The sequence below is a fragment of the Vibrio sp. 2433-A1 genome, assembly GCF_056726085.1.
The window spans coordinates 1-9228 of record NZ_JBRESC010000041.1 but is presented as its reverse complement, the minus strand read 5'-3'; the positions used below and the strand labels follow the sequence as shown (position 1 = coordinate 9228).

Sequence of the window (9228 nt, the reverse complement as noted above, 5' to 3'; positions counted from 1 at the left end):
TACTTGTTACCGGTCTCTCGCTAGAGGAGCCATCATTTAATCGAACTACTAGATAGAAGAACTTTAGTTGCAGCTAAAGTCTGGGTCTCACCTTACCCGATTTGAGTGCTTATTATCCATACAAAGCGTTTAAGAGGGATTCTCAACGCATGGCAGTTTTGGTTCAAAGTTTAGCTTTTGTGTTGATAGCACAATGGTTTAAGTTGGGTGGTTGGCGTTGTTCACCCCTTAACGCGGCGTTAGGAGTTTACGCATGAAATTCATCTTTAGTGGCATTTTAGCATCGCTTGCGTTTGGCTCTGTTGGAGCAGAACAGGTAACAACTAAAGACCTATATGAGAAATTCAACATGAGAACCATCTACAGTTCTTATGGTCAGCGACTTAAGTATTATTGTGAGAGTTATCCTAACGAGTTCTTTTCTATAGAGGGGGCTTCATTTGTTTCTGATAGTCGTCTTGAGTTAGTTTCAGGTGAAGATGTTTGGGTTTTTACTATTTCAGAGCCAAATATCATCTCTGTTGGTAATCAGATAACATCAGGCACATATAATAGTGTTTCAACGTATGAACTTTACTTTGATCACAAGGCTCAGGATTGGAAGGCAAAGGAAACATATATAGATATACCGAAAGATTGTGAGCACTATAAATCAAACTCCTAACAATAAATTTAAGCAGATTCGCAACGCTTGGCATTTTCGGTTTGAATCAGCTTTAGTGTTTACGGCACAATGGGTTAGGTAGGGGGGTAGCGTTGCTCACTACTTAATTTGGCGTTAGCCGTCACGTCGAAAATATCAGGTGACGGCATAAGAATTAGTTATTTACAAACATGTGGTTAGCTTTGGTTACACCTCTGTCGTATGTACAGAATGTGTCTGTAGCCGCTTCAGTCTTGCTGTGAATCTTAATATTGGTAATAACCTCAACTGCGCCAGCATCGTAACAAGCTTGTTGTGCGTCTTTCACGATTTCTAGCAATTGGTTTAGCTCACCTTTCAACGTGGTCTCCATTGCGCTAACTTGAAATGGGACACCAGAAGCTTTCACAACTTCAATAGCTTTATCGACGACTTCAAAGTTATTGCCTTCTTTAACTCGTGGAATAACTTGGAAAGCTAGCATTACTTCGTTTAGTAGTGGTTTTTGAGCTGACATCAATAATTTCTCACCGTTTTCTGTTGGTATCGAATGGCGTATAGTAACATCAATTATAAGTATCGAGGTTTGACCTTGAGGGTGTCTGCTAACAAAGCATTTAAGAGTGATTCACAACGCTTGGCAGTTTCGCTTCGCTCAAGTATAGCCAAGCGTCGCTCACACCTTAATGCGGCGTTATGTTTACTTTAAATTCAAAGGCTTAAAGTTCTTAGGCTCTAGTTCTTTGCCCCTTTAGCAATTCGTCCCTAGTAGACTCAGCAAATCCGCATTATCGGCCTAAGTTCTTGAATAGCTCAGGCCGTAAAACATGCCAATATTCGTGGGTTGCTTCATTGTCAGGTCGTGGCGGTCGGCTTCTTGTTTAACTGGCTCAAAGTCGCTTTTGGATTCTTAACCAATCAGCATTTCGGCTTGGCAGTTGCCTCGGCAATTTGCCATTGTCTTGCGCTTTGGTTGGAAAGAAAGGGCGCTTGTTGTTACTCGGTCGGGTTGCCTCATTGGGCAGGGAAGAGGAATTACTTGTTTCAGGTTGGTCGCCTTTGGCGGTCAAGTTGGTTTAAACCTAGTGGTTTGGTTCAGAAAATTGGTCTGAAACAGCAGTTCTTTCTCAAGTAATTCAATCGTTTGTGGTAAAACATAACAAGCAATTTAAGAGGGATTCACAACGCTTGGCGCTTTCACTTCGGGTTGAGTTTAGTGTTTATGGCACAATGCTTTAGGTTTTGATGTAAGCGTTGTTCACCCCTTAATTGGGCGTTAGGCAAAGGGCAGAAAAGTTCTTTGTTCTAATCTTCTTGCTCCCTATGGCCGCCTGCTTTTCTTAGTCGGCAATTCTGTATTGTCGGCTCAAATTCTTGAATCTCTCCAACCGTAAAACATGCCAAGATTCGTGGGTTGCCTCATTGGTTTTCAGTATCGGTTGGTGGTGAGTTTCACTGGCTTAAAGTGTGGAAAGGACAAGTTAATCGAAGCATTCATTTTTGCTGTCAGTTCGCAGCTTTTAGTTTTCCGGTTCAAAAGCTACTTCGTCGCTGCAAAGACGCATTTCGTGGATGTTGAAACCTAGGCTGTAACATAGCGGCTTCAGTTGTTCTTGAATCACAAAAAGTCAGTGGGTGATTGGTTGCTTATCGTGTTTAAGGTATTCTGTTTTCAAATCAAGTTAGTGAGTGCGTAGCAAAATTTGCCTAACAAACAATTCAAGCTGATTCGCAACGCTCGGCGCTTTCGGTTTCAATTAGTTTGGTGATTATGGTGAAGTGTTTGAGTGTTTTGGCAGCGTTGCTCACAACTTAATTGGGCGTTATGTACTTTCAAGAAAATTGACCTAGATACATATGACAGTAGATCGTAAACTTAGCTTAAATAAAGGGTTAGGTGATAAATATGGCATTTTCAGAAATTGAACAAAAACGCTACGAAAAGGCAGTGGAAAAGTATCTCGACTCTTGCCGACCACCAGTAGAAATCCGTAATCAACTTGATATTGGGTATCGCTTAGAAGGGCAGGTTATTGAAATTTTCGAGATCCGCCCGAAATGGAATGATCCATCAGAAAAGATTGAACGACCAGTAGCGAAAGTTAAATACTACAAGTCACGTGACGAGTGGAAAATATACTGGATGAAATCAGACTTAAAATGGCATTCCTATGAACCAATTCCTGAAGTGAAATTTTTAGAGGTGTTCTTCGAAATACTCGATGCTGATGCTTATGGGTGTTTCTGGGGCTAGCGTCAACCACGTACATAACAAAGCGTTCAAGACGGATTCCCAACGCTTGGCATTTTCGGCTTACTTCAGTTTAAGTGTTTATGTCACAATGGTTTAGTTAAGGTGGTTGGCGTTGCTCACCACTTAACGCGGCGTTAGTGCGCAAAGATAAAAATTACAATTAGCAGGATTTAAAATGAGTGAAATTGCTCGTTTCATATCTGGCAAAGCTCCAGATAAATTTGGTCGCAATGTAGAGCAGTTGTTAGCTTACAACCACTTCTGGCTAGAGCATGATCATAAGTATATTCAAGTTCTTTTCCCGATAGATGAGGGCACTAAGTTCAATCAACATGCTCCTTTGGTAACTCAAGCAGATCGAGATGCTTTTGCTAATTCAGAAGAATTGCGTGTTGCTCACTTAAAAGCTCTCGACCTCTTACTTGAGTTTTGGGGATTACAGCGAGATGGGTATGAAATATCTTCATTACTGGCATTAAGTCCTGCTAACCATGTCTGGCTTAAAAGTCATGACCACAACCAACTTCGTCTGACCCGAGCAATTCGTAGTTTGTATTTACTCGGTAATGAACAGCTAGCAACTAACTTGTGTGACTTTCTAGTGGCAGCAGCAAGAGAAACAGGCTTAGTTTCAGATAAAACGGTCGAGTATTGGCGTAACGCGCTTAAAGGTTAGGGGATCGCTGAAAAAGCGCACTAACAAACTGTTCAAGAGGGATTCGCAACGCGTGGCATTTTTACTATGCGTTGAATTTAGTGGTTAAGGTGGTATGCGGCGGCTTCGGTATTGCGTTGCTCACCCCTTAACAGGGCGTTATGTTTACTTGTAATTCAAAGGCTTAAAGGTCTTATGCTTCAGTTCTTTGTCCCTCTGGCAATTCGTTCCTTGTAGACTCAGCAAATCCGCATTGTTGGTCTAAGTTCTTGAACCAATCAGCCCGTAAAACATGCCAATGTTCGTGGGTTGCTTCATTGTCAGGTCGTGGCGGTCAGTTTCTTGTTTAACTGGCTTAAAGTCGCTTTTAGGTTCTTTGCCAAGTAGCATTTCGGTTTGGCAGTTGCCTCGGCAGTTCAACATTGTTTTGCGCTTTGGTTGGAAAGATAGGGCGCTTGCTGTTGTTTGGTTGGGTTGCCTCATTGGGCAGGAAAGTGGACTTACTGGTTTTAAGTTGGTCGCCTTTGGTGGTCAAGTCGGTTCATACCTTGTGGCTTGATTCAGAAAACTAGCTAGAAATTGTAGTTCTTTCTCAATTAAATCATGTATTTGTGGTAAAACATAACAAGCAATTTAAGAGGGATTCACAACGCTTGGCACTTTTGCTTCTACTTCAAATTTAGTGTTTATGGCACAATGTTTTAGGTTGGGTGGTAGCGTTGTTCACCCCTTAATTGGGCGTTATGTTTACTTGTATTTCAAAGGCTTAAGTATCTTAGGCTCTAGTTCTTTGTCCCTCTGGCAATTCGTCCCTAGTAGACTCAGCAAACCCACATTGTCGGTTTAAGTTCTTGAATCTCTCAGCCCGAAAAACATGCCAATGTTCGTGGGTTGCTTCATTATCAGGTCGTGGCGGTTGGCTTCTTGTTTAACTGGCTCAAGGTCGCTTCTAGGTTCTTAGCCAATCAGCATTTCGACTTGGCAGTTGCCTCGGCAATTCAGCATTGTTTTGCGCTTTAGTCGGAAAGAAAGGATACCTGTTGGAGCTTAGGCGGGTTGCCTCATTGGGCAGGGAAGTGGACTTACTTGTTTTAGGTTGGTCGCCTTTGGTAGTCAAGCTTATTCCTACCTTGTGGATTCGTTCGGAAACTTGTCAGAAATAGCAGGTCTTTCTCATGCAAATCATGCAGTTGTGGATAAACATAACAAAGCATTCAAGAGGGATTCTCAACGCTTGGCATTTTTCACTCTAGGTCAAGTTTAGTGTTTTATGGCACAATGTTTTTGTTGGGTGGTCGCGTTGTTCACCCCTTAATGCGGCGTTATGTTTACTTGTATTTCAAAGGCTTAAATGTCTTAGGCTCTAGCTCTTTGTCCCTCTGGCAATTCGTCCCTAGTAGACTCAGCAAATCCGCATTGTCGGTCTAAGTTCTTGAATCACTCAGGCCGTAAAACATGCCAATGTTCGCGGGTTGCTTCATTGTCAGGTCGTGGCGGTTGGCTTCTTGTTTAACGGGCTCAAAGTCGCTTTCAGGTTCATTACCAAGCAGCATTTCAGCTTGGCAGTTGCCTCGGCAATTTGCCATTGTCTTGCGCTTTGGTTGGAAAGAAAGGACGCTTGTTGTTACTCGGTCGGGTTGCCTCATTGGGCAGGGAAGAGGAATTACTTGTTTCAGGTTGGTCGCCTTTGATGGTCAAGCTGGTTCGAGCCTTGTGGTTTAGCTCAGAAAACTAGTCAGAAATAGCAGTTCTTTCTCAAGTAAATCATGTATTTGTGGTAAAACATAACAATCAATTTAAGAAGGATTCACAACGCTCGGCATTTTTGCTTCTACTTCAAGTTTAGTGTTTATGGCACAATGCATTAGGTTTGGGTGGAAGCGTTGTTCACCCCTTAATTGGGCGTTAGTTTTTATGGAGGTTAAATGAAATATTTGATAATGATGAGTATGGCATTATTGTTGTCAGCATGTGCGACAACACCACAAAAACTTCGTCATTCAGAGCCGGTGTTTCAGTCATCTAGCTCGATGAGCCCACCTGCTGTTGCTAGTTGTATTACTGAAAAATGGGAAAACTTAGACTATTTAGTTTATAGCCCAATGGTGACGTTTCATGAATCATCGTTAGGGTATGAGGTAATGCAGTACTTAGATGGTGAACTAGTCCATTTAGCTGATATAGAAAAAACTGAAACAGGAAGTCATGTTAAGGTCTACACACAGTCTTTGATTCTTTGGACAGACCCAGCGGTTAAGTCTCTCATGAGCTGCGAGCTTCAAAACTAACAAGCAATTTAAGCAGATTCGCAACGCTCGGCAATTTAGGTTTGAATCAGCTTCAGTGTTTACGGCACAATGGTCTGGGTAGGTGGTGGCGTTGCTCACTACTTAATTGGGCGTTATAAGCTTCGAGGAAAATTATGGAAAGCATCATCAAACAAGCAATTGAATTGCGGAAACAGGATAAGTATCAAGAGTCGAGAGCTTTGCTAAAAACGCTGCTAAACGATGAAACTTATTCTGCTAAAGCTCACTTGCAAATTGCTTGGTCATACGACAACGAAGGTAAAGAGCAAGAAGCGATTACTCATTATCTGTCATCTCTTTCAGGTCTCTTATCGTCGGTAGAAAGGTTTGATGCTTTGTTCGGGCTAGCGAGTACCTATCGAAGCCTTGGCATGTATTCGGAGGCGTTAAGCTATTTTGAGCAAACTCTAGAAGAGTACCCTAGTTCTATTGAAGTTCAGCCTTTCTATGCCATGTGTCTTTACAACTTGGGACGCCATAAAGAGGCAACATCATTATTACTCGGTCTTTTAGTATCAACCACGAACAGTGATGCAATTAAAGAGTATCAGCGAGCTATTTGTTTATACGCAGAAGATTTAGATAGAACGTGGTAAAACGAAACACGCTTATAACAAGCAATTTAAGAGGGATTCACAACGCTTGGCGCTTTCACTTCGGGTTGAGTTTAGTGTTTATGGCACAATGCTTTAGGTTTGGGGGGAGGCGTTGTTCACCCCTTAATTGGGCGTTAGCTCTCTTATGAGCTTCATCACAAAAGCAAAGAGCGTTGTGGGTTATGTTCTCTGTAGCGATAGATTCAGGAGGCATTATGAGTACTAGGTTTTGCGAAAAATGTGGTAAGGACACTGAACATAAAGAAGCAATGAAGCAGAAACCATCGAAATACGGCAAGTCCAAAAAAGAACAGTTTAAAGCGTTTTTAGATGGCTTCTTTAGTGGTTCCGCCACTTCTCTACCTGGAGGTGCTTCTTTAGAGTTAACTGATAGGTATGTTGTTTGTACGATTTGTGGCAAAGAAACCATAGAAAATCATGGTCAAGAATTTCAATAACTTATGCGACATACAGAGAGCTAACAAAATGTTTAAGAGGGATTCGCAACGCGTGGCATTTTTACTATGCGTTGATTTTTGTGATTAAGGTGGTTTGCAGTAACATCGGTATTGCGTCGCTCACCCCTTAACATGGCGTTAGCTGAATCCCCAAATTAGCTAAAAATGGAAGAAGATAAAATGGAATTTATTCGTATAGCCAATCAGGATGATCTTCCTGGCGTACTAAAACTGTACAAAGAGCTTCGTGGAAATGATCCAGAAAGGACAGCGGAGCAACTTGCTCCAACATGGGAAGAGATACAAAACAATGCCAATACTATTGTTGTAGTAGCTGAGGTTGACGGTACTCTAGCTTCGACATGTCAGTTAGGAATAGTACCAACGGTAACGAATGCTGGAAAACCGTTTGGTATTGTTGAACATGTGATTACGAGCGAAGCCTTCCGTCGTCTGGGCTTAAGTCAAAAGGTTATGGAAAAGGCTCTTGAGTTAGCATGGAGCAAAGGCTGCTATCAAGTTGTACTTTTGTCTGGAGAAACTCGAACTTCAGCTCACAGACTGTACGAGAAAGTAGGTTTCCAATCAGGTATTGAGAAGGGCTTTGTAATCAAGGCTCCTCAGTAACAATTCAGCTAACAATAAATTTAAGAGTGATTCACAACGCTCGGCGCTTTCACTTCAAGCCAGTTTAGTGTTTATGGCACAATGCTTTAGGTAAGGTGGTTAGCGTTGTTCACACCTTAATTTGGCGTTATACGCTTTTGAGGAAATAATCCAATATGAACAAGGTAGTATTCAGAAATTGCGATGAAAATAGTGAGTATTGGGTTGCTCTAGAGAAGCTGTTTCAAACGGAATGGTCTGACTTTCTATTCGTAGATACCTATAAGCCAGAATCTAAACTTCCACCGGTAATTGTCGCTCTCAGAGACAATCAAGTTATCGGTGGTCTTGCTTACTCGCACTTTAAAGAACCTCATGGTGACTCAGAAGTTATTTGGTTTAATGCTGTTTATGTTTCACCAGATTGGCGCGGTCAAGGTATTGCTAGTGAACTGATTAACCGAGGTGTTAGCCAAGTATCAGCAGCAACTCAAAGTAACCTGTATGCTTACACAAATGTACCATCGTTGTACGAGTCATTAGGTTGGTTAGCGGTTGATATTGAAAGTGAGCCAAATCATAAGGTTATGACAGTTTCGTTGTAGTGTCAGCACGCGCTTAGTATCAAGTTTGAAGTGCGACACTTTTTACAGATGCGCATGAATATACTCCTGTGGTGTAAAGAACCCAAGTCTTTTCCTTGGGCGCGAGTTTAGCTTTCCAGCTATTTGGTTACAGAGCCTCTGTGTCACATGTGACATAGAGGCTTTTTTAGGTAAGTACTGTCTAATTAAACCATTCGTATTTTCATTGGTTCCACGCTCCCATGATTGGTACGGGTTAGCAAAGAAAAACAAACACTTAGTTTGTTTTTCTAACTGAGCATATTGGTGAAATTCAGTACCATTATCAGCAGTAATCGTTTTGAACGGTAAGTCTGATTGCTTAATAATCCTCTTCACTCGAGCGTTCAATGAATTAGTCGTTCTGTCGTCTAATTGGCCTATAAAAGTATAACCGGTCATCCTATCTACTAACGTCACAATGCAGTGTTTGGTTCCTCGCCCAATGACGGTGTCTATTTCCCAGTGTCCAGGTTCAAGACGAAGTTCTGCTTCGTCTGGTCGCTCAGATATATGTTTCTTTGCGGCTAAGCGGCCTCTGCTGTCGTTAGAGCGGTATCTTTTACGCCTTTGCTTAGTTGACTGGCGTAGGTGTTTCCATAACATTCCGCCTTCTGCTTTGTTATTCCAAACATACTGGTAAATCAGTTCGTGACTCATCGTTTTTTGACCAATTCGCCTTAGAAATCCAACTATCTGTTCAGGGCTCCAGTCCAGTTGCAGCAAGGCTGCAACGAGCCTGAAGTCGGTTTCGTCATAGCGCTTGTTTCGCCTTGAGCGAGCGAGCCTATTTCGAGCTCGTTGTTGAGCGTACTCAGGTTGGTACGAGTACCTGTCAAAGTATTTGTTATAGCGCTTATTACGTTCTATCTCACGATAGATCGTAGACTTGTGACGGTTGAGTAATCTAGCAATTCCAGCAGTACGTAGTCCTTGCTTTCTTAAGATAGAAATCGTATATCTTTCTTTCTCAGTGAGGTGTGTATATTTCATGGTTTTACTTCTTGGCGGGAGCAAAAATCATGATTATCGCATCTCACTGTTTTATTTTTCAGTGGTGTCGCACTTCGTACTTGAATCCAAG

The 9228-nt window shown here is 41.9% G+C and carries 11 protein-coding genes; 8 read left to right on the top strand and 3 right to left on the bottom strand.

The genetic code is table 11. The features are described from left to right. Positions 1–253 precede the first annotated feature (253 nt). On the top strand, positions 254–664 hold the full coding sequence (locus ACU01J_RS20880) for a hypothetical protein (protein WP_481087375.1): 411 nt from the start codon (positions 254–256) through the stop codon (positions 662–664). A 154-nt stretch (positions 665–818) separates the two neighbouring features. Here the strand turns inward: ACU01J_RS20880 and ACU01J_RS20875 are convergent, their stop codons facing one another. Beyond that, positions 819–1127 carry a thiamine-binding protein gene (locus ACU01J_RS20875; protein ID WP_212568583.1) on the bottom strand — a complete coding sequence of 103 codons (309 nt, stop codon included), beginning with the start codon at positions 1125–1127 and terminating at the stop codon, positions 819–821. A gap of 1422 nt (positions 1128–2549) precedes the next feature. On the opposite strand from ACU01J_RS20875, the gene ACU01J_RS20870 reads away from it, so the two are divergent. Further along, positions 2550–2897, top strand: a complete 348-nt coding sequence (locus tag ACU01J_RS20870; protein WP_060467711.1) for a DUF3024 domain-containing protein — start codon at positions 2550–2552, stop codon at positions 2895–2897. Between the two features lie 175 nt (positions 2898–3072). Further along, on the top strand, positions 3073–3573 hold the full coding sequence (locus ACU01J_RS20865; protein ID WP_140273644.1) for an opioid growth factor receptor-related protein: 501 nt from the start codon (positions 3073–3075) through the stop codon (positions 3571–3573). Between the two features lie 1403 nt (positions 3574–4976). On the opposite strand, the gene ACU01J_RS20860 is transcribed toward ACU01J_RS20865, so the two are convergent. Continuing rightward, positions 4977–5138, bottom strand: a complete 162-nt coding sequence (locus ACU01J_RS20860) for a hypothetical protein (RefSeq protein ID WP_481087374.1) — start codon at positions 5136–5138, stop codon at positions 4977–4979. 339 nt (positions 5139–5477) lie between these two features. Here ACU01J_RS20860 and ACU01J_RS20855 point away from each other — a divergent pair, with 339 nt between their 5' ends. The 5 genes from ACU01J_RS20855 to ACU01J_RS20835 all read left to right on the top strand — a co-directional run bounded on the left by ACU01J_RS20855 (position 5478) and on the right by ACU01J_RS20835 (position 8126). Further along, the gene (locus ACU01J_RS20855) at positions 5478–5840 is read left to right on the top strand and encodes a hypothetical protein (RefSeq protein ID WP_275864255.1); all 363 of its coding nucleotides are present in this window, start codon (positions 5478–5480) and stop codon (positions 5838–5840) included. 134 nt (positions 5841–5974) lie between these two features. Next, positions 5975–6457: a tetratricopeptide repeat protein gene (locus tag ACU01J_RS20850; protein WP_481087373.1), complete on the top strand. Its 483-nt coding sequence runs from the start codon at positions 5975–5977 to the stop codon at positions 6455–6457. 215 nt (positions 6458–6672) lie between these two features. After that, on the top strand, positions 6673–6915 hold the full coding sequence (locus ACU01J_RS20845; RefSeq protein ID WP_481087372.1) for a hypothetical protein: 243 nt from the start codon (positions 6673–6675) through the stop codon (positions 6913–6915). Between the two features lie 180 nt (positions 6916–7095). Beyond that, the gene (locus tag ACU01J_RS20840; RefSeq protein ID WP_481087371.1) at positions 7096–7542 is read left to right on the top strand and encodes a GNAT family N-acetyltransferase; all 447 of its coding nucleotides are present in this window, start codon (positions 7096–7098) and stop codon (positions 7540–7542) included. A 155-nt stretch (positions 7543–7697) separates the two neighbouring features. Next, entirely contained in the window at positions 7698–8126 is a 429-nt protein-coding gene (locus ACU01J_RS20835) for a GNAT family N-acetyltransferase (protein WP_481087370.1), read from the top strand. A gap of 42 nt (positions 8127–8168) precedes the next feature. Here ACU01J_RS20835 and ACU01J_RS20830 read toward each other — a convergent pair whose 3' ends face one another. Next, a complete protein-coding gene (locus ACU01J_RS20830; RefSeq protein ID WP_481087369.1) occupies positions 8169–9137 on the bottom strand; it encodes an IS30 family transposase in 969 nt (322 codons plus the stop codon). Between the last annotated feature and the right edge of the window lie 91 nt (positions 9138–9228).

Coding starts and splice junctions, on each gene's coding strand:
- ACU01J_RS20840 (WP_481087371.1), top strand. CDS start 7,096: ATGGAATTTATTCGTATAGCCAATCAGGATGATCTTCCTGGCGTACTA.
- ACU01J_RS20850 (WP_481087373.1), top strand. CDS start 5,975: ATGGAAAGCATCATCAAACAAGCAATTGAATTGCGGAAACAGGATAAG.
- ACU01J_RS20870 (WP_060467711.1), top strand. CDS start 2,550: ATGGCATTTTCAGAAATTGAACAAAAACGCTACGAAAAGGCAGTGGAA.
- ACU01J_RS20855 (WP_275864255.1), top strand. CDS start 5,478: ATGAAATATTTGATAATGATGAGTATGGCATTATTGTTGTCAGCATGT.
- ACU01J_RS20865 (WP_140273644.1), top strand. CDS start 3,073: ATGAGTGAAATTGCTCGTTTCATATCTGGCAAAGCTCCAGATAAATTT.
- ACU01J_RS20875 (WP_212568583.1), bottom strand. CDS start 1,127: ATGCTAGCTTTCCAAGTTATTCCACGAGTTAAAGAAGGCAATAACTTT.
- ACU01J_RS20835 (WP_481087370.1), top strand. CDS start 7,698: ATGAACAAGGTAGTATTCAGAAATTGCGATGAAAATAGTGAGTATTGG.
- ACU01J_RS20830 (WP_481087369.1), bottom strand. CDS start 9,137: ATGAAATATACACACCTCACTGAGAAAGAAAGATATACGATTTCTATC.
- ACU01J_RS20880 (WP_481087375.1), top strand. CDS start 254: ATGAAATTCATCTTTAGTGGCATTTTAGCATCGCTTGCGTTTGGCTCT.
- ACU01J_RS20860 (WP_481087374.1), bottom strand. CDS start 5,138: ATGGCAAATTGCCGAGGCAACTGCCAAGCTGAAATGCTGCTTGGTAAT.
- ACU01J_RS20845 (WP_481087372.1), top strand. CDS start 6,673: ATGAGTACTAGGTTTTGCGAAAAATGTGGTAAGGACACTGAACATAAA.